Annotated in this window: 20 protein-coding genes; 7 read left to right on the plus strand and 13 right to left on the minus strand. The window is 63.4% G+C overall.

The genetic code is table 11. The features are described from left to right. Nucleotides 1-12: 12 nt before the first annotated feature. The 5 genes from glgX to BM438_RS14685 form a co-directional block, all read right to left on the minus strand. Nucleotides 13-2,232 (minus strand): glycogen debranching protein GlgX, encoded by a 2,220-nt coding sequence (glgX, locus tag BM438_RS14665; RefSeq protein WP_093634959.1) that lies wholly within the window; start codon nt 2,230-2,232, stop codon nt 13-15. A 102-nt stretch (nt 2,233-2,334) separates the two neighbouring features. After that, complete coding sequence (gene glgB / locus BM438_RS14670) at nt 2,335-4,545, minus strand: 1,4-alpha-glucan branching protein GlgB (protein WP_093634960.1); 2,211 nt, start codon at nt 4,543-4,545, stop codon at nt 2,335-2,337. After that, nucleotides 4,538-7,996: a maltose alpha-D-glucosyltransferase gene (gene treS / locus BM438_RS14675; RefSeq protein ID WP_093634961.1), complete on the minus strand. Its 3,459-nt coding sequence runs from the start codon at nt 7,994-7,996 to the stop codon at nt 4,538-4,540. The genes glgB and treS overlap by 8 nt, the downstream gene beginning before the upstream one ends. Continuing rightward, nucleotides 7,993-11,436 carry a maltotransferase domain-containing protein gene (locus BM438_RS14680; protein ID WP_093634962.1) on the minus strand — a complete coding sequence of 1,148 codons (3,444 nt, stop codon included), beginning with the start codon at nt 11,434-11,436 and terminating at the stop codon, nt 7,993-7,995. The genes treS and BM438_RS14680 overlap by 4 nt, the downstream gene beginning before the upstream one ends. Nucleotides 11,437-11,919: 483 nt before the next feature. Then, nucleotides 11,920-12,582 (minus strand): DUF1345 domain-containing protein, encoded by a 663-nt coding sequence (locus BM438_RS14685; RefSeq protein WP_093634963.1) that lies wholly within the window; start codon nt 12,580-12,582, stop codon nt 11,920-11,922. Between the two features lie 366 nt (nt 12,583-12,948). Here BM438_RS14685 and BM438_RS14690 point away from each other — a divergent pair, with 366 nt between their 5' ends. From BM438_RS14690 to BM438_RS14705, 4 genes are all read left to right on the plus strand, one after another. After that, nucleotides 12,949-13,563, plus strand: coding sequence for a sugar dehydrogenase complex small subunit (locus BM438_RS14690; RefSeq protein ID WP_093634964.1), 615 nt, complete (start codon nt 12,949-12,951; stop codon nt 13,561-13,563). 113 nt (nt 13,564-13,676) lie between these two features. Beyond that, nucleotides 13,677-15,278, plus strand: a complete 1,602-nt coding sequence (locus BM438_RS14695) for a GMC family oxidoreductase (RefSeq protein ID WP_093634965.1) — start codon at nt 13,677-13,679, stop codon at nt 15,276-15,278. Nucleotides 15,279-15,298: 20 nt separating this feature from the next. Next, nucleotides 15,299-16,726: a cytochrome c gene (locus tag BM438_RS14700; RefSeq protein WP_093634966.1), complete on the plus strand. Its 1,428-nt coding sequence runs from the start codon at nt 15,299-15,301 to the stop codon at nt 16,724-16,726. Between the two features lie 148 nt (nt 16,727-16,874). Beyond that, nucleotides 16,875-17,612, plus strand: a complete 738-nt coding sequence (locus BM438_RS14705) for a metallophosphoesterase (protein ID WP_167378394.1) — start codon at nt 16,875-16,877, stop codon at nt 17,610-17,612. 21 nt (nt 17,613-17,633) lie between these two features. Here BM438_RS14705 and BM438_RS14710 read toward each other — a convergent pair whose 3' ends face one another. Together BM438_RS14710 and BM438_RS14715 are read right to left on the minus strand one after the other, a co-directional pair. Then, on the minus strand, nt 17,634-18,335 hold the full coding sequence (locus BM438_RS14710; RefSeq protein WP_093634968.1) for an RES family NAD+ phosphorylase: 702 nt from the start codon (nt 18,333-18,335) through the stop codon (nt 17,634-17,636). Further along, the gene (locus BM438_RS14715; RefSeq protein WP_054034811.1) at nt 18,332-18,769 is read right to left on the minus strand and encodes an MbcA/ParS/Xre antitoxin family protein; all 438 of its coding nucleotides are present in this window, start codon (nt 18,767-18,769) and stop codon (nt 18,332-18,334) included. The genes BM438_RS14710 and BM438_RS14715 overlap by 4 nt, the downstream gene beginning before the upstream one ends. 112 nt (nt 18,770-18,881) lie before the next feature. Here BM438_RS14715 and BM438_RS14720 point away from each other — a divergent pair, with 112 nt between their 5' ends. Continuing rightward, nucleotides 18,882-19,490 carry a hypothetical protein gene (locus BM438_RS14720; RefSeq protein WP_093634969.1) on the plus strand — a complete coding sequence of 203 codons (609 nt, stop codon included), beginning with the start codon at nt 18,882-18,884 and terminating at the stop codon, nt 19,488-19,490. A gap of 28 nt (nt 19,491-19,518) precedes the next feature. On the opposite strand, the gene BM438_RS14725 is transcribed toward BM438_RS14720, so the two are convergent. Then, on the minus strand, nt 19,519-20,442 hold the full coding sequence (locus BM438_RS14725) for an HTH-type transcriptional regulator ArgP (protein ID WP_093634970.1): 924 nt from the start codon (nt 20,440-20,442) through the stop codon (nt 19,519-19,521). 89 nt (nt 20,443-20,531) lie between these two features. Next, complete coding sequence (locus tag BM438_RS14730) at nt 20,532-21,383, minus strand: LysR family transcriptional regulator (protein WP_093634971.1); 852 nt, start codon at nt 21,381-21,383, stop codon at nt 20,532-20,534. Between the two features lie 100 nt (nt 21,384-21,483). On the opposite strand from BM438_RS14730, the gene BM438_RS14735 reads away from it, so the two are divergent. After that, the gene (locus tag BM438_RS14735; protein ID WP_093634972.1) at nt 21,484-21,867 is read left to right on the plus strand and encodes a tautomerase family protein; all 384 of its coding nucleotides are present in this window, start codon (nt 21,484-21,486) and stop codon (nt 21,865-21,867) included. An 84-nt stretch (nt 21,868-21,951) separates the two neighbouring features. Here the strand turns inward: BM438_RS14735 and BM438_RS14740 are convergent, their stop codons facing one another. Beyond that, nucleotides 21,952-22,746, minus strand: a complete 795-nt coding sequence (locus tag BM438_RS14740; RefSeq protein WP_093634973.1) for an SDR family NAD(P)-dependent oxidoreductase — start codon at nt 22,744-22,746, stop codon at nt 21,952-21,954. Nucleotides 22,747-22,953: 207 nt separating this feature from the next. Here BM438_RS14740 and BM438_RS14745 point away from each other — a divergent pair, with 207 nt between their 5' ends. Continuing rightward, a complete protein-coding gene (locus BM438_RS14745; RefSeq protein ID WP_093634974.1) occupies nt 22,954-23,790 on the plus strand; it encodes a TOBE domain-containing protein in 837 nt (278 codons plus the stop codon). 19 nt (nt 23,791-23,809) lie between these two features. On the opposite strand, the gene BM438_RS14750 is transcribed toward BM438_RS14745, so the two are convergent. Genes BM438_RS14750 through modA form a run of 3 tightly spaced genes read right to left on the minus strand, consistent with a single transcriptional unit; the run spans nt 23,810 to nt 25,979 of the window. Beyond that, entirely contained in the window at nt 23,810-24,511 is a 702-nt protein-coding gene (locus tag BM438_RS14750) for a sulfate/molybdate ABC transporter ATP-binding protein (protein ID WP_093634975.1), read from the minus strand. 1 nt (nt 24,512) lies between these two features. Continuing rightward, nucleotides 24,513-25,187, minus strand: coding sequence for a molybdate ABC transporter permease subunit (modB, locus tag BM438_RS14755; protein ID WP_093634976.1), 675 nt, complete (start codon nt 25,185-25,187; stop codon nt 24,513-24,515). Between the two features lie 18 nt (nt 25,188-25,205). Further along, nucleotides 25,206-25,979, minus strand: coding sequence for a molybdate ABC transporter substrate-binding protein (modA, locus tag BM438_RS14760; RefSeq protein ID WP_093634977.1), 774 nt, complete (start codon nt 25,977-25,979; stop codon nt 25,206-25,208). Nucleotides 25,980-26,064 lie beyond the last annotated feature (85 nt).

A 26,064-nucleotide genomic window follows, 5' to 3' on the forward strand; every position in this document is an offset into this window, starting at 1 on the left:
TATTGCTTTCGCCTACGTGGTCGGCGACGTATCGCCGCTCGGCGGATGCGCACCCGGATCAGGCGGCAGCGCGGTCAACAGCCGCGGCCCATGCTGCGCGCCGGCCTTCCAGCCCGCCTGCCAATCCGCTTCGCCGATAGGCTGCGCTGCCAGCATCACGAGGCTATGCGCGGCCACTTCCACCTCCGGCACCGCCAACCGATGCGGCGTGCTTTCCGGCTCAGCTGTATCTAGCAGCACGTGCCATTCCAGGTGTGGCGCGGGCGGTGTGAAACGCCGTGTTTCGTCCGCAGCATTGAGCATCATCAACAATACTTCCGTTTCGTCATTCAAGCCTGGACCCGCGCGCCGCAGTGTGAACGTGCGGCCTTCGGGGTCCTGCCAGGCTTCGATCGTGAGCGGATCGCCGTGTTCATCGAACCAGCCGACATCGAATAGGCCCGGCAACACTTCGCGATCGCCGAACAGAAAGCGCGTTTCGCGCAGCAGGGGGTGCTGTTTGCGCAGCGCAATCACGCGCGCGACGAACGCGGTCATCTGACGGCCGTCGGGCGACTCCGCACGCTCCCAGTCAAGCCATGATAGTTCGTTATCCTGGCAGTACGCATTGTTGTTGCCGTTCTGCGTACGCAGCGACTCGTCGCCTGCCAGCACCATGGGTGTGCCGAGCGCCATCAGCAGCGTGGCGATCAGCGAGCGGGCCACGCGTTTGCGGGTTTCGAGGAGGACGGGATCGTCGGTCGGGCCCTCTACGCCCCAATTGCGACTGCAGTTTTCGTTGTGGCCGTCGTTGTTGTCTTCGCGATTGGCCTCGTTGTGCTTGTGCTCATACGCGGTGGTATCGGCTAGCGTAAAACCGTCATGCGACGTGACAAAGTTGACCGATGCCCACGGTTTCCTGAAGCGCCGGTTGAACAGATCGGCGGAACCAGTGAGACGCGCGGCAAGATCGGGGCGCAAGCCCGCGTCACCGCGCCAGAAGCGGCGCACCGTGTCGCGGAAACGATCGTTCCATTCAGCGAAACCCGGCGGATGGTTGCCGAGTTGATAACCGCCCGGGCCGATGTCCCATGGCTCGGAAATCAGCTTGCGTTGCGACAGGATCGGGTCCTGGCGTAATGCGTCGAAGAAGCCGGAGCCGGGATCAAAACCATGCTGCTCACGGCCAAGCGTCACGCCGAGATCGAAACGGAAGCCGTCGATATTGAACTTCGTCGACCAGTAGCGCAGCGAATCCATCACCATCTGCAGCACGCGCGGATGCGGTAGGTTCAGGGTATTGCCGCAGCCGGTGTCGTTGATATGGTGGCGTTCGTCGCCTGGAATCAGGCGGTAGTAGCTCGCGTTGTCGAGGCCGCGCCATGAGACGGTCGGCCCCATCTCGTTGCCTTCGCAGGTGTGGTTGTAGACCACGTCGAGAATCACTTCAATGCCGGCCGCGTGCAACTGACGCACGGCGATACGCATTTCATCGAGCCGGTGCGAACTCAGATACGACGGCTCCGGTGCAAAAAATGCCGCGGTGTTGTAACCCCAGTAGTTGCGCAGGCCGCGCTCCACCAGAAAGCGATCGTTCAGAAACGCATGCACGGGCAGCAATTCGACGGCGGTCACGCCGAGCTTCAGCAAATGCTCGATGAATTCCGGCGACGCCAGCGCGGCAAACGTGCCACGCTCGTGCTGACGCAAATCGGGGCGCAGCATCGACACGCCGCGCACATGCGCTTCGTAGACGACGGTTTCGCCCCACGGCACATTCGGGCGCTTGTCGTGCGACCAGTCGAAGGCTTCGTCGATCACGACGCACTTCGGCATGGCCGGCGCCGAATCGCGCCGGTCGATGGACAGGTCGGCACGATTCGAATGCACGCGATAACCGAATAGCGCGTCGGACCAGCGAAACTGCCCGACGAGTTTGCGCGCATACGGATCGAGCAATAGCTTGTGCGGATTGAAGCGATGTCCGTGCTGCGGCTGATAGGGCCCGTGTGCGCGAAAACCGTACGCGGTGCCGGGGTGCGCATTGGGCAAATAGCCGTGCCAGATTTCGTCGGTGCATTCCGGCAGCGTGAAGCGCCTGATTTCCTTGCGACCGGTGGGATCGAACAGGCAAAGCTCAATTTTCTGCGCATTTGCCGAGAACACTGCAAAGTTGACGCCGAGGCCATCCCAGCTGGCGCCGAGCGGATAGGGCGAGCCGGGCAGAAGCCGGTCGGGCATTGCATGCGACATGATTCCCCTTCCTTGTTCTGTTTTATGAACGCTATCGTGGGACTTCATGCAACGGGCGCGCGGCCTGGCCGCCGCGCGCCCGTCTTACAACTTTTCCATCAATCAATCTGCGCGCAAAACGATCGTCGCCAAAGGTGGCAGCGTCAGCGCAGCGGAATGCGGCCAGCCGTGACTCGAGACGTTGTCGGTGTGGATCAGCCCGCCATTGCCCATGTTCGAGCCGCCGTACACGCCGGCATCCGTATTCAGCACTTCTGTCCAGCGGCCGCCGCGCGGCATCCCCATCCGGTAACCGACCCGCGGCACCGGCGTCATGTTGCACACCACCACCAGTTCGCGGCCTTCACCATCGGTGCGGCGGTAGGCATACACGCTGTTGCCGTTGTCGTCGCCGACCAGCCATTGGAAACCGCCCGGCTCGCTGTCGAGCCGATGCAGCGCAGGCTCCTCGCTATAAAGATGGTTCAGGTCGCGCACGAGCTTCTGCACGCCATGGTGGTTCGAATCGTCGAGCAGATGCCAGTGTGGCGACGTGTCGTGGTTGAATTCGGCCAACTGGCCGAATTCGCCGCCCATGAACAGCAGCTTTTTGCCCGGATGCGTCCACATGAAGCCGAAGTACGCGCGCAGGTTGGCGAATTTCTGCCATCTGTCGCCGGGCATCTTGCCGAGCAGCGAGCCTTTGCCGTGCACCACCTCGTCGTGCGAGAGCGGCAGCACGAAGCGCTCGGAATACGCGTACACCATCCCGAAGGTCATCATGTGGTGATGGTATTGGCGGTAGACCGGGTCTTCTTCCATGTAGTGCAGCGTGTCGTGCATCCAGCCCATGTTCCACTTGAACTGGAAGCCGAGGCCGCCGTCTTCGAGGCGTGCGGTCACGCCCGGCCACGCGGTCGATTCCTCGGCGATCGTGATCGCACCCGGCACGCCCGGCACATAGCCGACTTCATGATTCAGCCGCTTCAGAAATGCGATCGATTCGAGATTTTCGCGCCCGCCGTAGATGTTCGGCACCCACTCGTCGGCGGCGCGCGAATAGTCGCGGTACAGCATCGAGGCGACCGCATCCACGCGCAGGCCGTCGACGTGATAGCGCTTTAGCCATGCAAGGCCCGATGCCACCAGGAACGCGCTCACCTCGTTGCGGCCCAGGTTGTAGATCATCGTGTTCCAGTCCTGGTGATAGCCTTCGCGCGGATCGGCGTGCTCGTAGAGCGGCGTGCCGTCGAAATCGATCAGGCCATGCGCGTCGTTCGGAAAGTGCGCCGGCACCCAGTCGAGAAGCACGCCCAAGCCGGCCGCGTGTGCCTTGTCGACGAACAGCGCGAACTGCTCGGGCTTGCCGAAGCGTGCCGACGGCGCAAACTGTCCGAGCGGCTGATAGCCCCACGAACCGCCGAACGGATGCTCGGCAATCGGCATGAATTCCACGTGCGTGAAGCCCATGCTTTTCACGTACGGAATCAGCCGCTCGGCGAGTTCTTCCCATGTGAGCCCGCGCTGGCCCTCTTCGGCGACGCGCAGCCACGATTCGGCGTGTACTTCGTAGATCGAGATCGGCGCGCGTGGGGTTTGTTTGGCGGCGCGCGACTGAATCCAGTCGTGGTCGGTCCATTCAAACTGTTCGATCTCGTCGACATGCGCGACCACCGATGCGGTGCCCGGCGGCAATTCCGTCTGCATCGCACACGGGTCGGCCTTGAGCGGCAACGGATGGCCGTCACGAGCGAGCAATTCGTACTTGTAGCGCGTGCCCGGACCGACGCGCGGCACAAACAATTCCCACACGCCTGCCTGATGACGCAGCCGCATCGGATGACGGCGACCGTCCCATGAGTTGAAGTCGCCGACCACCGAGACGCGCCGCGCATTCGGCGCCCAGACGGCGAAGCGCACGCCCGGCACGCCGTCCACTTCCATCGGGCGTGAGCCGAGGCATTCGAGCACGGCGTACGGATCGCCGCCGGCGAGACGGCCCAACGGCTCGTCGCCGAGAACGGGGCCGAACGAATACGTGTCCTCGATTTCCTGGACGGTGCCATGCCAGTCGATGCGCAGGCGATAGGGCGCGGCAGACGTGATGCGGCCGGCAAACAGCCCCGGCCTGAGTTGCTCGAGTTCGCCGAGCGTTGCGCCGTTGGCGCGTGAAATCACGGTGACGTGCCTCGCGTTCGGCAACAGCGCGCGCACCACCGGACCCGCGTCTGTTTGATGCATGCCGAGCTGCGAGAAAGGATCGGGGTGACGCGCTTCAACGAGCGCGTCGATATCGAGTGGTTGGAGGCCTGCGGCCGGATCATGCTCACTCATAGTCGCCCTCGGCCGGATTAGGCGATGCGGCGGCGTCTGGCGCCTGGGTTGATGGATCGTGCGGATTGCCGGTGTCACCGAGCAGGCGGCTGGTGAGCGAGGCGAGGCCGCGTACCGGCAAACTGAGCCACGTTGGACGGTTAGCCGCTTCGTAACGGATTTCGTAAGCGGCTTTCTCAATCAGGAACAGATCGAGCAACGCCTGTTCGGCTTCGGGCGCCACCAGCGGCGTCGGCGAATCCGCGATGGCGGCGCGGTATTCCTTCAGGAACGTCTCCGTAGCATGCGCGCGGAAACGGTCGAAGAGCGCGCGCTTGCGATCGGCGGTTTGCTGTGGCGCGCTTTCCATCGTGGACTGCGCCGCGGCGCTCGCATACGACAGCGAGCGCAACAAGCCGGCCACGTCGCGCAACGGACTCGACTTCTGACGCCGTTCCTCGAGCGTACGCGCGGGTTCGCCTTCGAAGTCGATCAGATACGCGTCGCCCTGCGCGACCAGCACCTGACCCAGATGGAAGTCACCGTGAATGCGGGTACGCAGCGCGCCCGCATCGCCTGACACCAGCTTGCTGACCGCGGCGACCAACGCGGCGCGGCGATCGATCAGGCTTTGCGCCAATGCCTGGGTATCGGGATCGCTCATCTGCTCGATGCGTGGTGCGAGCAGATCGAGCGCGCTGGCGAGCATGGCTTGCGTGCCGGCGACCCAAGCCTTTACCTGCTCGGCGCTGGCGAGTTCCGGTGCGAATGCCGGGTCGTCGGACGGTGACGCAAGCGCCATGTGCAGTTCACCGAGCCGCTTACCGATGGTGCCGGCGAGCGCGCTGTAGCCTTCCATGAGGATCGTTTCGTTGTCGCGGTCCGGCGATTGCCCGTCCGTATCGACGGCGATTGCGAGTTCGTCCACCGAGCGGCGCAGGTAGTCCAGCGACCAGTTCCAGGCGTCGCCCTGATTGTCGATATAGCCTTGCAAGATAGCGAGTGTATGCGGCACGCCTTCGGGATCGACGCGCACCACTTCACCATACAGCGGCGCGGTGTTCGCGTAGCCGAGCTGGGTCAAATAGCGGCTGATTTCCGCTTCCGGATGAACGCCGCTCACCAGACGCCGCACCAGTTTCAACACCGCGGCATCGGCAATGATCAGCGAGCTGTTGCTTTGCTCGGCCGCCAGCCAGCGGATCTCGGGCCGTTCACCAAGATCATCGAGTTCGGAGAAACGCTCGGTGGGGAGGAACTTGATCTCGCTCTTCTGTACGGTCGGCACGACCGCGCGTTCACGCAGCTTGCGCATCACGCCATGAGCGAAGATGGGCAGCGCGAACGCGTCCGTCAGATGCCCGACGTTGCGGCCGCGGCGTACGCGCGCGAGTGCCAGTTGCATGAACAGCGGTGTAGTGGTCTCGCCGCCCCAAGTGATCGCGATCGGCACGACGTAGCGTTCGGTATGGTCGCCCACGTCGGCTTCGATTTCGGTGAAGGCGAAGCCGCCGTTCGGGATCGTGGTCAGCGCAGCGAGGCGCACCGCGTGCATCTTCTGATCCTTCGAGGCAAACCAGCGGCGCCGGCTCAGCCAGGACGGCAGCACTTCGGATTCGAGCAGCCGGACGTTTTCCGGCGTCGGTCCGACCTGACCCTCGCGGATCACGATCGTGACGAATTCGGGCAGCGGTTCGGAATGCGCTTGCGCCCATGTTGGACGCTGGCCTCCGGAGCACAGCATGAACCACAGGAAACCATACGGCGGGAAGGTCAGCAAATACGTGAGCTGGCCGATTGCCGGGAACACGGAATCGGCAGTCATTTCGATCGGCACCGAGCCGTTGAATTCGGACAGATCGAGTTCGACCGCCTGCGGTGCGCGCGACAGGTTGGCCACGCACAATATTGGCGGCTCGCCTGGCAATTCGCGCAGATACGCAAGGATCTTGCGGTTTTCCGGCTTCAGGAAACGGATCGTGCCGCGTCCGAAGGTTTGTTTCGCACGGCGCGTGGCGAGCATGCGCCGGGTCCAGTTCAACAGCGAATGCGGATCGCGGCTTTGCGCTTCGACGTTGACGGCGTCGAAGCCGTACAACGAACCCATCACCGGCGGCAGCACGAGTTGTTCAGGATCGGCGCGCGAGAACCCACCGTTGCGATCCGATGACCATTGCATCGGCGTGCGCACGCCGTCGCGGTCGCCGAGGTGGATGTTGTCGCCCATGCCGAGCTCGTCGCCGTAATAGATCACGGGCGTGCCGGGCATCGACAGCAGCAGCGAATTGATCAGCTCAATGCGGCGGCGGTCGCGCTCCATCAGCGGTGCGAGTCGGCGGCGAATGCCGAGATTCAGGCGCGCCCGGCGATCGCTCGCGTAGGTATTCCACAGGTAATCGCGCTCGGAATCTGTGACCATTTCGAGCGTCAGTTCATCGTGATTACGCAGGAAAATCGCCCACTGGTTCGTTTCCGCGAGGTCCGGCGTTTGCCGCATGATGTCGGTGATCGGAAAGCGGTCTTCGCTCGCGATCGACATATAGATGCGCGGCATCAGCGGGAAGTGGAACGCCATGTGGCATTCGTCTTCGTCGCCGAAATATTCCTTCACGTCTTCCGGCCACTGGTTCGCTTCGGCGAGCAGCATCCGGTTTGGATACTCGGCGTCGATCGTCGCGCGGATCTTCTTCAGCACCGCGTGCGTTTCCGGCAGGTTCTCGTTGTTGGTGCCTTCGCGTTCGACCAGGTACGGCACCGCGTCGAGCCGCAGCCCGTCGATGCCCATATCGAGCCAGAAGCGCATCACCTGCAGCACTTCTTTCAGCACGGCCGGATTGTCGAAGTTCAGATCGGGCTGGTGCGAGTAGAAACGGTGCCAATAGTAAGCGCCCGCGACCGGATCATGCGTCCAGTTCGACGGTTCAGAATCGATGAAGATGATCCGCGTTTCCGTGTACTTCTGATCGGTCTCGGACCACACGTAGTAGTTGCGATGATTCGACCCCGGCTTCGCGCGACGGGCGCGCTGAAACCACGGGTGTTGATCAGACGTATGGTTGATCACCAGTTCCGTAATCACGCGGATGCCGCGCGCGTGCGCTTCCTGAATGAAGCGTTTCACGTCCGATAGTTGGCCGTAGTCCGGATGCACATTGCGGTAATCGGCGATGTCGTAGCCGTCGTCGCGACGCGGCGATGGATAGAACGGCAGCAGCCAGATCGCATTCACGCCGAGTTCGGCGATGTAGTCGAGCTTCGCGATCAGGCCCGGAAAGTCGCCGACGCCATCGTTGTTCGCGTCGAAGAACGACTTGATGTGCACCTGATAAATGATCGCGTCCTTGTACCAGAGCGGATCGTCGCTCAAGGCCGCGGGCTTGCCGCGTCGATGCGAGCGCGCTTTGGCGGCGCTGCCGGTGGCAGCGCTCGTATGGGTCTGCGACGTGCTTTGGGCTGGATCTTCACGCTTCATGTCGCACCTTCCGTAGGGGTTGGGTTGCCAGCGTCGTCTGCGTGATAGTCGCTGTCGGCATCATCGGGGCGTTCAGCGGGCAGGCCGCCGAGCGGCGCGATGCGCCAGATCGAAAACGGTTGGCCTGAACCGAGGCGGACGTGCTGCCAGCGGCCGTGCCATTCGAACCGCGCACCGGTCATCTGATCGGTCACTTCCAGTGCGCCATGGTCGTGCAGATTCCAGTGGTTGAAAGTGTCCCACGACAATTCGATATCCGCGCCCTGTTCATTGAACGGATCGAGATTGATCGCGACCAGGATGACGTTGTCGCGTGCTTCGGTCGCTTTTTCAAAGAACAGGATGTTGTCGTTGTGCGCGGTGAGGAACGTAAGGCCGAGATGCGTTTGCAGCGCCGGGTTCGCGCGGCGAATCCGGTTCAACGCAGTGATCTCGCCGACGATGTTGCCGGGCCGGTTCCAGTCCCACGCGCGCAGTTGATACTTCTCGGAGTCGAGATATTCCTCGCTGTTCGGCAGCGCGGCGGCCTCGCACAATTCGAAACCGCTATACACGCCCCACAAACCGGCGAGCGTGGAGGCCAAAGCCGCCCGAATAAGAAAGCCCGAACGCCCCGACGATTGCAAATGCCGCGGGTTGATGTCCGGCGTATTGACGAAGAAATTCGGCCGGTAGAAATCACGCGCGCCGGTTTGCGTGAGTTCGGTCATGTACTCGATAAAGTCGCGCTTCGACTCGCGCCACGTGAAATACGTGTACGACTGCGAGAAGCCGATCTTGCCGAGGCGGTTCATCATGCGTGGCCGCGTGAAGGCTTCGGCGAGGAAGATCGTGTCGGGATAGCGCGAGCGCACGTCGTCGATCACCCATTCCCAGAACGGCAGCGGCTTGGTATGCGGATTGTCCACACGGAAAATGTGCACGCCCGCCTGGATCCAGAACAGGAAGACGTCGCGCAGCGCGAGCCACAAGTCGGGCTTGGCGTCGTGCGCGTAGAAGTCGGGATTGACGATGTCCTGATACTTCTTGGGCGGATTTTCCGCGTAACGCAGCGTGCCGTCGGGGCGCCAGGCGAACCACGTTGGATGCTCCTTCAACCATGGGTGATCCGGCGAGCACTGGATCGCGAAGTCGAGCGCGATTTCGAGGCCGTGCGCGTGCGCGGCGGCCAGCATCTTCTTGAAGTCGTCGAGCGTGCCGAGTTCGGGATGCACGGCGGTGTGGCCGCCTTCGGCCCCACCGATCGCGTACGGGCTGCCGACATCGCCCGGCAGTGCGGTCAGCGTATTGTTGCGGCCTTTGCGATTGGCGACGCCGATTGGGTGGATCGGCGGGAAGTACAGCACGTCGAAACCCATGTCGCGGATGCGCGGCAGTTTCGTGACGACGTCAGCGAAGGTGCCGTGACGCGATTCGTCGTCGCTCATCGAACGCGGGAAGATCTCGTACCAGCTTGCAAAGCCTGCCGCCGTGCGTTCGGCGTCGATCTTGTAGACGATCGGATCGCGGCTCAGGAACGGGCGGTGGCGCGCGGCGGTCATCGCCTTCGCGGTGGTCGGCGCGAGCAGCAGCGCGAGCTTCGTTTCGGCGTCCCCCTTCGTGAAGAGCTTGACGATATGTTCGAGCGGCTCAGTCACCGCGCCTTCTACGGTTTCCACTTCGGCGAGCACCAGGGCGAACAGATGCGTGGCTTCGTCGAGTTCGAGTTCGACGGTTTGGCCCGCCTTCAGTTTCTTCTGAATATGCTCGACCAGCGAGGCAAAGTCGTCGCGCCATGCGATCACGGTGAACTCGTGACGGCCCATGCGCTCGAGTGGAATGCGCGCTTTCCAGATATCGAGTCCGGCAGGCTGTGCGGGGCTCATCGGCGCTTCGTGCCAGGCGGTTTCGTCGGCGGCGCGCCAGACGACGGCGGCGGCGATCTTGTCGTGGCCTTCCGCGAAGATCGCGGCGGTGATTTCCGCGCGCTCGCCCACCGTGCGCTTGGCGGGGAAGCGTCCGTTATCGACCGAGGGCGTGACGCTCTCGATCGCCACGCGCGGTGCGTTGATCGCTTCGAGCACGGTCTTGCGGCCGCTGCGCTTGCTGTTCGACTTGTCGATCGGTGGCGCGAGACGGATCGGTTGATCGGCGGCCGCGCGGAACAGGCGCACTGCACAGGGTGTGAGCGTGAACGGAGTCAATGCGGATGGCGTGGCTTTCCCGGGCGCGTCAAGCGGGACGAAGCGCGTGAAGTTGCCCGGTACGCCCGTGAGGAAGCGGGCTGGATCGACGCGCACCGGTGCACCGAGTTCGGGATTGATGGCGATCAGGATCGCTTCGCCGGCGTCGCGCAGATCGGGCGCGTCGGCGCGTAACAAAACGGCCGCGGGTGCGCCGGGCCCGCTCAGCGGACGCAATTCGCCGTTGGCGTGCAGCGTTTTCGTATTGCACACCACGTCGTTCACATGGCTGATCTGTTCCGAGAGATCGAATCGCTTCGACCGGCAGGCCAGCGCGAACTGCGCGGCGTCGCCGCGTGTCTGCGACATGGGCTCGGTGATGCCGTACTCGAAGCCCATCGGCATCATCCAGCCGGTGCCGGTCGAGGCCGACGCGAACAGCGCGCGGCGGTAGGCCCGCTCGACAATGGCGGAGTCGTGCGCATCGCTGAGATCGGCGGCGAGGCGGGTGCCGTAAGGCGCTTCGGGAAAGGCGATGGGGGCGGCGATGCGGGCGAGCGCGGCATGCTCTTCCACCATCCAGCTGGCGCGAAAGTCCCACCAGCGCACCGACGAAAACACGCTGTCGAAGCCCGCGCCTGCCAGGCCGAGCAGATCGCCACGCGCGAGACCCGGCGTCGCGGCGAGGAAACGCACCTCAGGATGCTTGGCACGAACCGCGTCGCCGAGTTGCCGCCAAACCGCGGCGGGCACGCGATGCGGCGAATCGAACCGGAAGCCGCTGACACCGGCGTCGGCCAGCGCCAGCAGTTTCTGCGTCCACCAGTCGACTAGCGCAGCGCTGCTGGCGGCGTCGTTGAAATTCGCATACGCGACGTTGTCCTCGTGATGCACATGGCGCGGATCGAGCCGCGCCTCTTCAGACTCGAATGGGTGGAACCAGCCGGCATGTTCGGCGTACAGCGCACCATCGGCGGCCATCCGGTCGATCACCAGATCGACCAGCAAGGCCAGACCGTTCTGGCGGGCGGCCTGCGCGAGCGTACGGATCGCCTCTGCGGCGGGCTGCTGAGTCTCGAACACCGGATGCAGCCGGCCGTGGTTGCCGACCACCTGTGCGTGACCCGCGCGGCCCGGTTCGAAAAGGCCGCCGATCAGCGCGTGATCGAAGCCCAGTCCGGCTGCGTGAGCGAACTGCGTGGGCCATGCATCGAGCGGCCCAACGAGAAGTGAATGGAAAAAGTAAATCCGCGGCGCGTACCCGTTTGGGGATTCCATCGGTCGTTTCCAGATTCGTCCTGCTGCGGTGTGGATGCAATTGACATGCGATCACAGCGCTCATTGGGCTTCCAGAGCCGGATACCGCGCGATGCGTGAAGCGAGGGCGCGTACTGGTCAATGTAGTGCAAAGATCGTCACGCCGCTGGCCAGTAAGGGGTGCTTTGACGCCAGGCGTCGATAGCACGAGGCCGGCCAGAACTATTCGCAAGACGCAGCAAACGTTGTGCCAGTGCGTTCTGGATTGAAGCGGAAGGGCGGGGAAGCGCGCGCCCTAGGGGACGCGCGACGGTCGGCCAGACGCGGTGGGAGAGCGGCGGCGGGTAGCTCGTGTGTAAAACGGACGGGCGTCGCCCGGGTTTTACACGGGGTGGCATGAGGCGGGCGCTGGGGCTGCCGGTGCCGCCGGGGCCGCAAAAGGCGAAGTGGCAGCCGGCGGGGTAAGCGTCCTGAGGGATAGGACTTTTAAGGAGGCAAGGCCGGTCAGGAGCCGAGTAAGCCCGCTGCGATGTTCACGCACAAGCCGAGCACGGCGACGTTGAAGTAGAACGCCAGGATCGACTGCGCGAGCGCGGCGCGGCGAATCGACCGCGAGCGCAGCACCACGTCCGAGGTTTGCGAGGCCACCGCGATGGTGAACGAGAAGTACAGGAAATCCCAGTAGTTCGGCTGGAGCTTGCGGTCGGGAAACAGCAAGGGGGTCTCCGGTGCATCCGGGTCGTAGTACAGCCGCGCATAGTGCGACGTGAAAATGGTCGGGATCATGAACCAGGCGCCGAACATCGTGAGGCCGGTCAGCAGGTAGTGCCATGCAGTCGAACTGCCGGCCGTGCCTTTCGCCGAGGCCAGTTCGAGCACGATCGCGGCAATACTGGCGACCGTTGCGACGCAGATCACGACCAGCACCACGCCCGCGTTTTCATCGTCGCGCTGCGCGTATTCGCGGACGCGGCCTTCGTCGGCGGCGGCCATGTGCACCCACATGAGCAGGAGGTAGATCCACACCGCGGCATCCCAGCCGGCCAGAACACGCACCATGGGGCGTACGTGTTCCGGGAGCACCAGCGCGGCCACGAGGCCGACGGCGAGGCCGATCAGCATGCGGGGTCGATTGCGAAGAACCTGCGGATAATATTTAAGGAGCATGAGATCAAGGGTGAAGGGCCGTCTTTGCCGCGGATTCTACTCGCGCTTCGGGCACCATTTGTCGAATAAGGGAATCACAGGCTATAGTCTTTCGCAACGGCCTTGCGCGCCGCTTTCAGTTGAAAGGAGATTGGCAGGCGGCGGGTTTTCGCCGTGCGTGCCGCGCAGTCAGGCTGTTTTCACGAGGCTGTCATCGGTACAACGTAATGCGGCTTGCATCGTCATCATGCAGCCACACAAGACCGCTTAAGCGGCGCCAGACCAGGTTTGGGGTAGAGAAATCGACACAGCGCGCCAACGGCATCACGCCACGGTGGCGTTGTCTGTTGAGAACAACTCACGATCAACTCACCATCTGGAGCCCCCATGACAGATGTTCCTGAGAATAAAGATGCGCGCCATGGCGTGACGCATCTGGCCAGGTTTCCGTCGTCAACATCCTCTTCACTGCATGCATCGTTTTCGGCCTCGCGCAGAGCCTGGGTGCTAGGCGCATGCGCGACGGCCGCGGCGCTCGCGTTTGCCGGGGCAGGCCGCTCGCTCTCATGGATCGCGCCGGCGTTCGCTGACACTGCACCCGCCGGCGGCGGACTCGATGCCTTCCTTGCGCTCTCGCAGCGTCTCACCGGTCACACGGGCTTCGACGCCGTGCTCGGCAGACGCGTCTACGACGCTCTGGCCAAATCAGACGGCCAGTTCTCCCAGAACGTCGCCGCGCTCAACACGTGGCTGCAAGGCCATGGCGGCGTGCCGTCCGATACCGTCACGCAGGCCTTGCAGGTCGACCAGCCGGCGCTCGCGAAATCCGTGAGCGCGATCATGCGCGCGTGGTATCTCGGTCTCGTGGGCGACATGCCGCATGTGGACGTGGTCGCTTATGAAAAAGCGCTGATGTTCGAGCCGGTCAAGGACGTGCTGACGATCCCGTCCTATTGCCGCGACGTCCCGTTCTACTGGACGCGGAAGCCGTTGAGCGCCTGAACGATGTTCCTCTCACGCGTGCGGTGTCGTCGCATGGCCTGATTGAGCCGTTCGACGAGATGCCGGCACGCGAGGTCAGCAAGCAAAGATAAGCCAGAAGGGAAAGGGCAACAATGGCAAACTCAAATTCCGCCGACATCGTCGTAGTCGGCTCGGGCGTGGCAGGTGGGCTGGTCGCGCATCAAATGGCGCTGGCCGGCGCGTCGGTGATTCTGCTCGAAGCCGGGCCGCGTATTCCGCGCTGGCAGATCGTCGAAAACTTCCGCAATTCGCCGGCCAAGTCCGACTTCGCGACGCCCTATCCCTCCACGCCTTACGCGCCGCATCCCGAGTACGCGCCCGCCAACAATTATCTGATCCAGAAAGGCGACTATCCGTATAACTCGCAGTATGTGCGGCTGGTCGGCGGCACGACGTGGCACTGGGCGGCCGCTGCGTGGCGGCTGTTGCCGTCGGACTTCCAGTTGCACAAGCTGTATGGCGTGGGACGTGATTGGCCTTATCCGTATGAAACACTGGAGCCGTGGTATGGCGCGGCTGAAGTGCAATTGGGCGTTTCCGGTCCGGACAGCACGATCAATCTCGGTTCGCCGCGCTCCAGGCCCTATCCGATGAGTGCGTTGCCGCTCTCGTACATGGATCAGCGCTTTAGCGACGTGCTCAATGCACGGGGATTCAAGGTGGTGCCCGAGCCGGTTGCGCGTAACAGCCGTCCATACGATGCGCGGCCTACCTGCTGCGGCAACAACAACTGCATGCCGATCTGCCCGATCGCCGCGATGTACAACGGTGTAGTGCACGCGGAGAAGGCCGAGCAGGCCGGCGCGAAGCTGATTGCCGAGGCGGTTGTGTACCGCGTCGAAGCAGACAACAAAGGGCTCGTCACGGCCGTCCACTACAAGGACGCGAACGGCAACAGCACACGCGTGACCGGCAAGCTGTTCGTGCTCGCCGCGAACGGCATCGAAACGCCCAAGCTGATGCTGATGTCGACCTCCGACAAATTCCCGCACGGCGTTGGCAATAGCTCCGACCAGGTGGGCCGCAACCTGATGGACCATCCGGGTACGGGCGTCACCTTCCTCGCCAACGAACCCCTATGGCCCGGACGCGGGCCGATGGAGATGACATCGATCGTCAACTTCCGCGATGGCGCGTTCCGCTCCGATTACGCGGCGAAAAAACTGCATCTGTCGAATGGCGTGCCGACCATGAGCGTGACCGCCGATCTGCTGAAGAAAGGCCTCACCGGCGCCGAGCTCGACCGCCAGATTCGCGACCGCGCCGCGCGCACGCTGAACATCAACAGTTTTCACGAGCATCTGGCGGAGCCCCAGAACCGCGTGGTGCCTTCGGCGGATCACAAGGATGCGCTCGGCATTCCGCAGCCCGAGATCTACTACTCGATCAACGATTACGTGAAGAAGAGCGCGGCGAACACGCATGAACTGTATGCGCAGATCGCCTCGCTGTTCGGCGGCGCCGAAGTCTCATTCGACGATACGTTCGCGCCGAACAATCACATCATGGGTACCACCATCATGGGCAGCGATCCGGGCGATTCGGTTGTCGACGCCGATTGCCGCACACACGATCACTCGAATCTGTTCATCGCCAGCAGCGGCGTAATGCCGACTGCCGCCTCCGTGAATTGCACGCTGACGATCGCCGCTTTGTCGCTGAAATTGGCCGACAAGCTCAAGCGTGAAATCTGAGCCCTGAACGGAGAGCCACAATGACGAAGAACACCTCTCGCGTGCAGCCGGCCGATGCGCTTGCCCAGCGTGCGCGTCGCCGGCACTTCCGGGTGGCGACGCTGGCGGCTGTCTTTTCGCTATTTGCGCTGTATGTCGCCTGGCACGAGGCGCATGGGCCGATTGCACGACATAACGACGAGCTGCCGATCACGCAGGCCCACGCGGACGACGCCGCGCAACCGGACAATGCGGCGGCCGCACCGACGGTGGCGACCAGCAGCGATCTCGTGAAACGCGGTGAATACCTTGCGCGCGCCGGCGATTGCGTTGCCTGCCACACGGCTGACAAAGCACGCCCGTTCGCGGGCGGCCTGCCGATCAATACACCGTTCGGCACGATCGTGACGCCGAACATCACGCCCGACCCGGATACCGGCATCGGCCAATGGAGCGACGCCGATTTTCTGCGGGCGATGCATGAAGGCGTCGGCAAGGGCGGCGAACGGCTCTATCCGGCCTTCCCATACGCGGAGTACACCAAGGTCACCGATCAGGACGCGCTGGCGATTCGCGCGTATCTGAACACGCTCACGCCGATCCACTACGCGCCGCCGAGCAACAGCCTGAAATTCCCGTTCAACCAGCGCTGGCTGATGGTGTTCTGGAATCTGTTCAATTTCGACGAAGGCCGCTTCGTGCCCGATCCGAAGCAAAGCGCTGAATGGAATCGCGGTGCGTATCTGGTGCAGGGTCTTGCGCATTGCGAGGAATGCCACACGCCGCGCAACTTCACGCAAGGCCTGAAGACGAGTTCGCGCCTCTCCGGCGCGGTGCAAGCCGGCTGGCATGCGTACAACATCACGTCGGACAAGACCAGCGGCGTGGGCAACTGGAGCGATGACGAACTGGCGGCGTATCTGTCGACCGGCGCAGCGCCGGGTCGCGCCAATGCCGCAGGCCCCATGGCCGAGGTGGTGACCGACAGTACGCAGTATCTGACACACGAGGACATCCGCTCGATCGTCACCTATCTGCGCTCGGTGCCGCCAATCAACGGCGGCGAAACGCGTCCGCGCGACCAGTGGGGCAATCCCGCCGTCGACGACGTTACCGCGTTGCGCGGCGCCAAGATCAATGCTGTAAATGGCGCGCAACTGTTCATCGCCAATTGCGCGACGTGCCATAACTGGACCGGTCAGGGTGTCGGCGCCAGCGCGCCGGGCGCGTATCCGTCGCTGATTCACAACTCGGCAGTCGGCGCGAGCGATGCCAATAATCTGGCTATGGTGATTCTGCACGGCGTCAGTCGTACGACGAAACAGGCTGACGTATTGATGCCCGCGTTCGGCACCGAGCTTACCGACGACCAGGTGGCGGCTATCACCAATTACGTGACCAAACAGTTCGGCAATCCGCAGTCCACGGTGACGGTGGATCAGGTCGCCAAACTGCGCACCCAGCAATAATGAGTGCGCGAGCGGCGCGTTTCCCGGTAAGTCCTGCCGGAGACGCGCCGTTTTTGCGTCGTTTCCACGTCATTCGAACGATGCGGGACGTCAGGATAAGATAGGGAACGCGCATACGCACTCGCGGATGCCGCACTATCATGAGCGAATGGATTCCGTACTCGTCAACACCGTTCAGCATCATCCGGCCAATCGGAGCGGCCGCGACTTTGTCGTGGGCGATTTGCATGGCTGTGTCGATGCGCTGCGCTATCTGCTGCGCGACATTGCGTTCGATCCGGCGCGTGACCGGCTATTTTCGGTCGGCGATCTGGTAGACCGCGGTCAACATTCCGAGGAGGCTTTGGCCCTGCTCGACAAGCCGTGGTTTCACGCGGTGCTCGGCAATCATGAAGACACCTTGTGCGGCGTCGCCGATGGGCGCTTGCGGCGCCAGTGGTGGTACGGAATCGGCGGGATATGGGCGGCGAGTTTGTCCGACGAACGTTTGCAACACTACGCCGAACGTCTGCGGACGCTGCCGCTCGTACGCGTGGTCGGCAGCGGTAAGGAGCGCTTCAATATTTTGCATGCCGAATTCTTCGGCACGGACGCCGAACTCGACGCCGGGAATTTTTCCGCCGAAACACGCCAGCAATTGCTGTGGGGGCGGGATCTGGCCTTGGGCAATGGCGATCCGCTGCGCCAGCATGGGCTTTCGCTGACCTATTGCGGTCATACGCCGATGCGCGACATCCAGCAGATCGGCTCGCAGATTTTCATCGATACCGGCGCATTTGGGCCCGGCGGCAAGCTGACCATCGTGGAGCCGCAGGCGTTGCGGCGCTGGTCGATCTCGGTGGAGGCGGCGCGGGAGAGCGGGGCGGCGGCGCTGGCCTTGCCCTGATTGTTTCGAGTCTCCTGGTTCCTAGCCTACTTGGTTGAGCTCGAACACCATATCGATGCTCGTGCCATTCCAGTTGTATTCCAGATACGCCGCATGATGGCAGTCGCGTAGCAGCGTGGTTCTGAACGCGGCGAGGCACTCGCCCTCGTCATCCCGCACCGATGGATACACGATGCCCGGCGCACCACCCTCGCGCACGGCACGGCCTAGCGATTGCCCGGCGACATAGTCGTCGGGCGACAGCACCGCGAGATCGAGCGATGCATCTCCGCGGATGTCGACCACGTTGCCTTGCGCCACGACGGTGTAGAGCCGCATCTGCTGCCGCATGGGGGGCTCGGCGGTCGCCTCCAGAAATTTCCCCGTGTGGTAGCGCGTCTCCGCGATCGCAGTGGCACGCGAACGGGCGCAATAGAACACGCCGTACGTGCCGTCCGAGAAGCGGCTGCCGAGCGGATTCAGGTGTGTCAGCGCGGCCATGATCGGCCCGTAGCCCGGACCGAAACGGCGCTCCTCGCGTGGCACGAGATCGAGTTCGCCGACTTCGGTGCGCAGGCGGTCGTTGGTCATCGCTTCGAGCGCGTAGAGGGCGTCGAAATCTTCGGGCGATGCGACCCGGTCGAACAGATTGACGGCCGGAAAGCGCGTTGGAATCACGCGATACGCGGGCGACCAGTCGAGCGGCGCGCTGCGCCAGCGGTGCTGCCAATGCGGTTCTGTCACGCCCAGCCGCCTCGCATCGCGTCGAGATACTGGCGCACGGCCACGAGATCGCTGATGTTACCGGCTAGCATGCGGTCCAGCGCGCGGCGGCCGCCGAACGGCGGCGCGCTGTTGGGGCGCTTGATCCAGGTGTCGGCGGCGCTGGGTTGCGGCAGCAGGATTTGCAGCGCCTTATAGATGCCGAGCAGCAGCGACAGGCGTTCCAGCGTGTCGCGCCCCAGACGCGCTGTGCCCGGCGCGGATTTCCACTTGAAGTAGGTGGAACGGCCTGGCGAGCCGAGCAACACGATCTGCTCCTCGGCGCTCAAATCCCAGTCTCGTGCGATGTTGAAGAACGCGCGCAGGCCTGCCGCCGACATTTCCGTGAGCGTGGGTTCCGAAACCGGCCGGCGGATGGGCGGTTCGGGCTGGGTGACGCGGGCGGCGTGAGCCATGATGGGGTGAGTCCTTATCTGTACTTGTTGTTGATATTAGTCTAAAAATGGATTTTTGCAAGAGAATATAATCGCGGCTCGTTATGAAGTCGAAGATCAGGAGAAGCAGGAGATGTGGGTTCGAGCAGTAGCAACGGCAGTTGCAGTGTGGTGTGTGTCGGGTGCGGCAATGGCCGCGGGTTATGCGGAAGTGTGGAATCCGCCCGAATCGGCCGGGCATACGGCGAAGCACGCGAAGAAAACGACGGGTGCGGCCAAGGCCAAGTCTACCGCCAGCGCGAAGGCGGGTTCCAAGCAGGTGGCGAAGGGGCAGCATGGGGAGCAACGGGTCGCGTCGGCGTCGAAGAGTGGTGCCAAGCCGGCAGCGCATGGCAGTGTGAAGAAGGTCGTCGCCAGGAATGCTGGCCACAGTGGCGCGGTGAAGGGCGCGGGCAAACCTAAGTCGAAGGCAGCGGTAGTGGCGCAGGGTAAGAAGCCGCACGCAAAACTCGCTCAAGCGAAGCCGGCTCAAGGCCGGATCATGCACGCCGACCTGGTTCAAGGCCATGCAGCGCATGCCAAAGTGGTCAATGTGGCGGCGAAAACCAGCGCAGCCAAACCGGCCGTGGTCCATACGAACGCGCCTGCCAAGGCCGCAAACGTAGCGGCGAGTCCCGCGGCCGCCGCGCCTGCTAATCCGGCGACCGCCAGCAGCGGTTCGTTGCCGCCGATCCTCCACTGACCTTCTGTTCTGTTCTGTTCAGTTCCGTTCAGGCGGCGCGTTTGCGTTTGGCCTTGGCGCCCGGCGGACCCAGCGCCGTGCGGCCGAGTTCGACGATGCGCGCCGAGAGCTTTTCGAGGCGTGGCGACTGGACCTTCCAGGCGTGCCAGTACAGCTCGACGTCGGTGGGCTGCTTCGGCGCAAGATCGACCAGTTCGCCGCGCTCGACGGCATCGCCGAATTCCAGTTCGGGCACCATCCCATAAGCGAGCCCACGCTGGATTGCCATGTAGCGCGGCACCGGCGCAGGCACGTAGTGGCATGGATAAGCTTCCGGCGGCAGGCCGAAGCGTGTCTCGAGAAAGCGCGCCTGCAACGCGTCTTTGCGTGAGGACAGGATGACCGGCGCGCGCCGCGCGCTTTCACGCGTCAAGCCATTTGGAAACCATCGTTCGACGAACGCCGCCGATGCCACCAGCCGGTAGCGCATCGCGCCGAGCCGTTCCGCGAAGCAGCCGCGCATCGGCGCCGGTTCGGTGGTGATGCAGCCGATTGCGAGGCCTGAGGCGAGTAGCGCGTGAGTGTGATCCTGGTCGTCGACGGTCAGATCGAGCAGCACGTTTTCCTGCAGCAGGATCTCGGAGAGCGCGGGGAAAAACCACGTGGACAGCGTGTCCGCATTCACGGCGGCTGCGACGTTCAGCAGCGCTTCGTTGGCGCCCGCGAGATCGCTGGCGAAGTCGTCTTCGAGCAGGGCGGCACGCCGTAGATATTGCAACAGACGCTGGCCCATCTGCGTCGCGCGACAGGGCCGCGTGCGCACGATCAACGGATTACCCAGGCGCGTTTCGAGCGCCCGCACACGCTGTGATACTGCGGACGATGTGACGTTCAGGCGCACGGCGGCCTGCTCGAAGCTGCCGGTTTCGATGACCGCGCGAACGGCGGCGGTTTGTCGGGGGTCGAGGTCCACTGATCTACTTTTAAATGAATTGGTTAGTTTTCCAGCTTAAGCGAAAGCCGGCGAACTTTATTCATGGTTCAGGGCGAGAAGTCGTTTTGTCATTGCGTTGCCAACCCATTCGTTACCAACCGCAACGTCTCCATCGACCGCGCATCCCTCACGCGCGAATGCAGCGTCGCGCGTGATTCCGGCAGCGGTGGCAAGCCCAGCCGTGCGCCGACATCGACCAATCCACGCGGCGCCACTCTGCGCGCCAGCGGCGATACCGCCAGACCAGCCGCGACCGCGGCGCCGACGGCAGCCACTCCGCCACCGACGAACACTTCCTGCCACGCAAGCCCCGCCTCATTCAGCGTGTGCAGCGCGACGTCGCGCACATTGCACGGCGGACTCAACAGCGCCAGCCCCAACGGCTCGCCGACGCGCGGCAGCCATTCCGGCGTAGCGAGCCAGCCAAGCGGCTCGCTGAACAGCACCTGTGCGTCCTCACGCGGCGGCTCATCGGCGCCGTAACGAACGATCACCGCGTCGAGACGCCGTTCATCGAATTGCGCGAGCAGCGCCGCGGACATGCCCAGATGCAATTCGACCACCAGACCCGGATCGTGCGCGTTGAGCCGCGCGAGCAACTGGGGCAAGTTCGTTCCCGCGACGTGCTCGCTCATCCCCAGCGTGAGCCGCCGACGCTCCACGGACAACGAACCCAGCGCCCGCTCATGTGCGCCCAGCAGATCGCGGGCCGCGCCAAGGAAGGCGTTGCCATCCGCGGAAAGGCGCACGACACGGGGCGTGCGTTCCAATAACTGCTTGCCGAGATGCGCCTCCAGCCGTTTCAGCTTCAGGCTGACGGCCGATTGCGTGGTATTGAGCGCGTCCGCCGCCCGCGTGAAGCTGTGCAGATCGGCGACCAGCACGAAGGCGCGCACCGCATCGAGATCGAGGACTTTCATTTCAGTTGAATATGGATGAAATAGCCAAAGATGGCTGTTCATTATGACTGAGCGCGCCTAAGCTGTGTTTACCCAATCACTGCAACCAAGGAGTTTCATCATGCCGCTCACACGAATCGCATTGCGCGCTGGCAAGCCGGTGGAGTATCGGAAGGCGCTGACGGAAAGCATCCAGCGTTCGCTGGTGGAGACGTGCAATGTGCCGAAAGACGACATCTTCATGCTGATCACCGAGCACGATGCCGGCAATTTTGTGTACGACAAGCAGTATCTGAACATCGAACGCAGCGACGATCTCGTGGTGATTCAGATCACGTTCAACAATACGCGCACGCTCGAACAAAAGAAGGCGCTGTACAAGCGCATGGCGGATGAACTGGCGGAGTCGCCGGGACTGCGACGAGAGGACGTGTTCATCAATCTCGTCGAGGTGCTGAAGGAGAACTGGTCGTTCGGCAATGGGATCGCGCAGTACGCGCTTTGAGTGCCCGCTGGGCAAGTGCTCAATGCGAGACGTGCGGCAAGGTCGACTGACCTTGCCGCACGTCGCCGGAAAGCGCGGCGCTCGTCAGGCAATCGTATCGATCACCCCGCCGTCCACGCGCAGCGCCGCGCCGGTGGTCGCCGAAGCCTGCGGGGAGCAGACGTAGACGACCATATTCGCGATTTCTTCAGTGGAGGCCGCGCGCTGGATGATCGAACTACTGCGATGCTCGCGCACGAATTCGGTGGCAACCTGCTCGACGGTCTTGCCTTGCTGCCTGGCGGTGTCTTCCACCATCGCGCGGAAGCCGTCCGACAAGGTCGGTCCAGGCAGCACGGCATTCACCGTCACGCCGCTGCCTGCCACCTGCTTGGCAATCCCGCGCGCGATGCTCAACTGCGCGGTCTTCGAGAAGCCGTAGGCGAGCATGTCCGGCGGAATGTTCAACCCCGATTCCGATGAAATGAACACCACGCGGCCCCATTTGCGCTCGATCATCCCTTTCAGATAACTGCGCGTGAGCCGCACGCCTGACATCACGTTGACCTGGAAGTAGCGCTCCCAGTCGTCGTCTGCGGTGGTGAAGAGATCGCCAGGGCCGAACACGCCGAGGTTGTTCACCAGAATGTCCGCGTGCAGCACGGCTTTCGAGAGCGCCGCGCAACCTTCGGGCGCGCCGAGGTCGCTGGCGAAGCCGCGCAGCTTTGCTTTCGGCGCAGTCTTGAGAATCGTTTCGATGGCGCGGTCTACCGCTTCCTGTTTGCGTCCGTTGACGATGGTTTCCGCACCTGCTGCGGCGATGCCGGTCGCAATGGCGAGGCCGATGCCCGCCGTGGACGCGCTGACGATGGCGGTCTTGCCGGATAGATCGATGTTCACTGGCTTGCTCCTTGTTGACGTTGCGGCGGACTGCCCAGGCGTGCGGCTGGCCCTGCCGAAAAATGTAAGCGACGGAGTGCTCAAACCTTCGAGGTGAGTATCCCACCTATCCGCCTTCGGGGTCGAAAGCGTGCCCATCCGCCGACGGGCACCTGCGTCGCTATAATGATTCGCTGTCCTTTTATAGCCCACCGTTCCCCTGCCGCCATGACATCCGACCGCATCGATCCATCCCACGAAGCCCTCGAACTTGGCGGCTCCGTCTGGTTTCAGGCCGGCGCGCAAACGCTCGGCGGCGCGTCGCGGATTGCGCTGCTCGCGGCGATCGGCGAGACCGGTTCGATCACGAGCGCGGCGAAAGCCATCGGCATGAGCTACAAAGGCGCGTGGGACGCTGTCGACACGATGAACAATCTTGCTGGCGAGCCGCTCGTCGTGCGCTCGACCGGTGGCAAAGGCGGTGGCGGCACGATACTCACGCCGCGCGCCGTGAAGCTGATCGATACGTTTCGGGCCGTCGAACGCGAGCATCGGCGTTTTCTCGAACGCGCGGGCGCGGCGATCGAAGGCTTTGCCACGGATTGGGATCTGATCGGCCGCATCGGCGTGAAAACGAGCGCACGCAATCAGCTTTATGGCACCGTGTCGGCCATCACGCGCGGCACGGTCAACGATGAAGTGTCGCTGGCGCTGCCAGGCGGCCATACGATCGTCGCCGTAGTCACGCATGAAAGTACCGAGACGTTGGGCCTCGCGGCGGGGGTGGCGGCGTTTGCGTTGATCAAGGCGTCGTGGGTGGTGCTGCTCGTGGAGGATGAAAGTGGCGCGCCGCTGAAGTTGTCCGCGCGTAATCAGTTGCGCGGCACGGTGCAGAGTGTGAAGCGCGGGGCGGTCAATGCGGAGGTGTCGCTGCTATTGGACGGCGGCGCGGTGATTACCGCGGTCGTCACGAATCAAAGCGTCGATACGCTTGGGCTTGTGGAAGGCGGGACCGCGGTCGCGGTATTCAAGGCATCGAGCGTGATTCTTGGTGTGAAGGATTGAGTGAGCAGGCGTGCTGCGGTTACGGCACGCTACGCTCGTACCCAGCAAACGGATGGTTCTCACGTACGCAACCATCGCTGACCTGCACGACCTGATCGCCGAACGCGGCGACATCGTCGGGATCGTGCGTGATCAACACCATCGGAATATCGAGCCGCGTTTGCAGGTCCGACAGCTCGCTCCGCATACGCTGACGCAGCGCGCTATCGAGTGCGGAAAACGGTTCGTCCAACAGCAACAAGCGAGGTTCGGCGACAAGCGCCCGCGCCAGTGCCACGCGCTGCTTCTGTCCACCCGAAAGCTGCGCCGGATGATTACCCGCCACGCTCTTCAACTCGAGCGCGTCGAGCCAGTAATCGACTTGCGGGTGCGAGATTCGCGCGCGCGGATTGAGCCAACCCTTCTGCAACCCAAAGCCGATGTTCTGCCGCACGTTCAGATGCGGAAACAGCGCGTAGTCCTGGAACAGATACGCAATCTTGCGTGCCTGCGGTTTCTGATCGATGCCGCGCGCGCTGTCGAACAACGCGTTGCCGTGCAGCGCGATCGCCCCTTCGTCGGGGCGCAGCAAGCCGGCGATCGCCTGCAGCGTCAAACTCTTCCCCGCGCCGGACGGCCCGAACAGCACGACGCGCTGCGTGGTCGCCTTGAACGAGACGTCGAGCGTGAAATGGCGCTCGGCGCTCTGGAAGGTCTTGCGGATGTCGACGGCGAGCAACATATCAGCGGGACGACAGAAGCGTGTGCTGCGGCACCAGACGGCCCGCGAGCAACAGGATCACGACGCACGTCACGGAAGTCACGAGCACGAGAAAATTGGCGGTGCTGTCGTCGCCGGCCTGCACGGCTGAATAGACCGCAACCGAAAGCGTCTGCGTGCGTCCCGGCAAGTTGCCCGCGATCATCAGCGTCGCGCCGAATTCGCCGAGCGCCCGCGCAAACGCCAGCAGACCGCCTGCGAGAATGCCGCGGGCGGCGAGCGGCAGTGTCACGCGAAAGAAGACCGCCGTTTCGCTCACGCCGAGCGTGCGCGCGGCCCGCTCGAGTTGCGGATCGACGGATTCGAAGGCGGCGCGCGCCGACTTCAGCACGAGCGGAAACGCCACCACCGTCGACGCGATCACCGCGCCCTGCCAGGTGAACACCAACTGGATATCGAGCTTGTCGAGCCATCCGCCGATTACGCCGCGCCGTCCGAGCAGGACCAGCAGGTAGTAGCCGAGCACGGTGGGCGGCAAAACGAGCGGCAGCATGAGCAGCGAATCGATCACATCGCGCGCGCCGGACCGCCAGCGCGACAAACCGAAACCCGCGGCGACGCCAAACACCAGATTGAGCGCGGTGGCCCAGCCCGCCACTTTCAGTGACAGCAGGAGCGGAATCCAGGCCTGTTGCATGTGCGTCCGGTACCGAGGTTAATGCGCGGGCTTGAAGCCGTACTTCGCGAGCACGGCCTGGCCGGCCGGCGAGAGCACAAAGTTCATGAAGGCTTGTGCGTCGGCTGCGTGACGGCTGCCTTCGACTTGCGCGATGGGATAGGTGATCGGCGTTTGCGTCGGCACGTTCATCGCGACCTTGACCTTATCCGGCATGACTGCGGCATCGGTGCTGAACACGAAGCCGGCGTCGACTTCACCGCGCGACACGTAGTCCAGGCTCTGGCGTACGTTCGATGCCAGCACCGCCTTCGCGCTGACCGCGTCCCACACGCCGGCGGCTTGCAGCGCGCCTTGCGTATAGCGGCCAACCGGCACCGAAGCCGGATCGCCATAGGCCACACGCTTCACATTCGCCGACGTCAGATCGTTCAGCGAGGCCGGCGCGAAATGGCTGTCGGTCGGCACGATCAGCACCAGCGAATTGGCGGCAAAGTCCTTGCGCGTAGCCGGAACGATCACTTTTTCCGCCGCGGCCTTGTCCATCGCTTTCTGGTCCGCCGAGGCGAACACGTCGGCGGGCGCACCCTTGACGATCTGCTGCATCAGCACGTCGGACGCGCCGAAGTTCAACAGCACCTTGGTGCCCGGATGTTGCTGTTCGAAGACCTCGCTCACTGCTTTGAACGCGTTGGTCAGGCTGGCGGCGGCCGAAACCACCAGTTCGTCGGCACGTGCGTTGGCGCTGACGGCAACGGCGATGGCGCTGGCGATGAACAGCGCGTGTTTCACAAGGCGGCGGGACAGTGTCATGAAGGCTGGATGTCCGGCGTGGGCCGGAGCGGCGGGTTAAAACGCTATCGTAATATATGAAAGGTTATAGCGGTACCCATGACGA

The organism is Paraburkholderia aspalathi, from assembly GCF_900116445.1.
Classification (GTDB): Bacteria; Pseudomonadota; Gammaproteobacteria; order Burkholderiales; family Burkholderiaceae; genus Paraburkholderia; species Paraburkholderia aspalathi.

What these genes read in the sequence shown, in the direction of transcription:
- BM438_RS14720 (WP_093634969.1), top strand. Translation starts at nt 18,882, where the DNA reads ATGTGGGTTCGAGCAGTAGCAACGGCAGTTGCAGTGTGGTGTGTGTCG.
- BM438_RS14735 (WP_093634972.1), top strand. Translation starts at nt 21,484, where the DNA reads ATGCCGCTCACACGAATCGCATTGCGCGCTGGCAAGCCGGTGGAGTAT.
- BM438_RS14700 (WP_093634966.1), top strand. Translation starts at nt 15,299, where the DNA reads ATGACGAAGAACACCTCTCGCGTGCAGCCGGCCGATGCGCTTGCCCAG.
- BM438_RS14690 (WP_093634964.1), top strand. Translation starts at nt 12,949, where the DNA reads ATGACAGATGTTCCTGAGAATAAAGATGCGCGCCATGGCGTGACGCAT.
- modB (WP_093634976.1), bottom strand. Translation starts at nt 25,187, where the DNA reads ATGCAACAGGCCTGGATTCCGCTCCTGCTGTCACTGAAAGTGGCGGGC.
- glgX (WP_093634959.1), bottom strand. Translation starts at nt 2,232, where the DNA reads ATGTCGCATGCAATGCCCGACCGGCTTCTGCCCGGCTCGCCCTATCCG.
- BM438_RS14695 (WP_093634965.1), top strand. Translation starts at nt 13,677, where the DNA reads ATGGCAAACTCAAATTCCGCCGACATCGTCGTAGTCGGCTCGGGCGTG.
- BM438_RS14705 (WP_167378394.1), top strand. Translation starts at nt 16,875, where the DNA reads ATGGATTCCGTACTCGTCAACACCGTTCAGCATCATCCGGCCAATCGG.
- BM438_RS14715 (WP_054034811.1), bottom strand. Translation starts at nt 18,769, where the DNA reads ATGGCTCACGCCGCCCGCGTCACCCAGCCCGAACCGCCCATCCGCCGG.
- glgB (WP_093634960.1), bottom strand. Translation starts at nt 4,545, where the DNA reads ATGAGTGAGCATGATCCGGCCGCAGGCCTCCAACCACTCGATATCGAC.
- modA (WP_093634977.1), bottom strand. Translation starts at nt 25,979, where the DNA reads ATGACACTGTCCCGCCGCCTTGTGAAACACGCGCTGTTCATCGCCAGC.
- BM438_RS14750 (WP_093634975.1), bottom strand. Translation starts at nt 24,511, where the DNA reads ATGTTGCTCGCCGTCGACATCCGCAAGACCTTCCAGAGCGCCGAGCGC.
- BM438_RS14730 (WP_093634971.1), bottom strand. Translation starts at nt 21,383, where the DNA reads ATGAAAGTCCTCGATCTCGATGCGGTGCGCGCCTTCGTGCTGGTCGCC.
- BM438_RS14680 (WP_093634962.1), bottom strand. Translation starts at nt 11,436, where the DNA reads ATGGAATCCCCAAACGGGTACGCGCCGCGGATTTACTTTTTCCATTCA.
- treS (WP_093634961.1), bottom strand. Translation starts at nt 7,996, where the DNA reads ATGAAGCGTGAAGATCCAGCCCAAAGCACGTCGCAGACCCATACGAGC.
- BM438_RS14745 (WP_093634974.1), top strand. Translation starts at nt 22,954, where the DNA reads ATGACATCCGACCGCATCGATCCATCCCACGAAGCCCTCGAACTTGGC.
- BM438_RS14685 (WP_093634963.1), bottom strand. Translation starts at nt 12,582, where the DNA reads ATGCTCCTTAAATATTATCCGCAGGTTCTTCGCAATCGACCCCGCATG.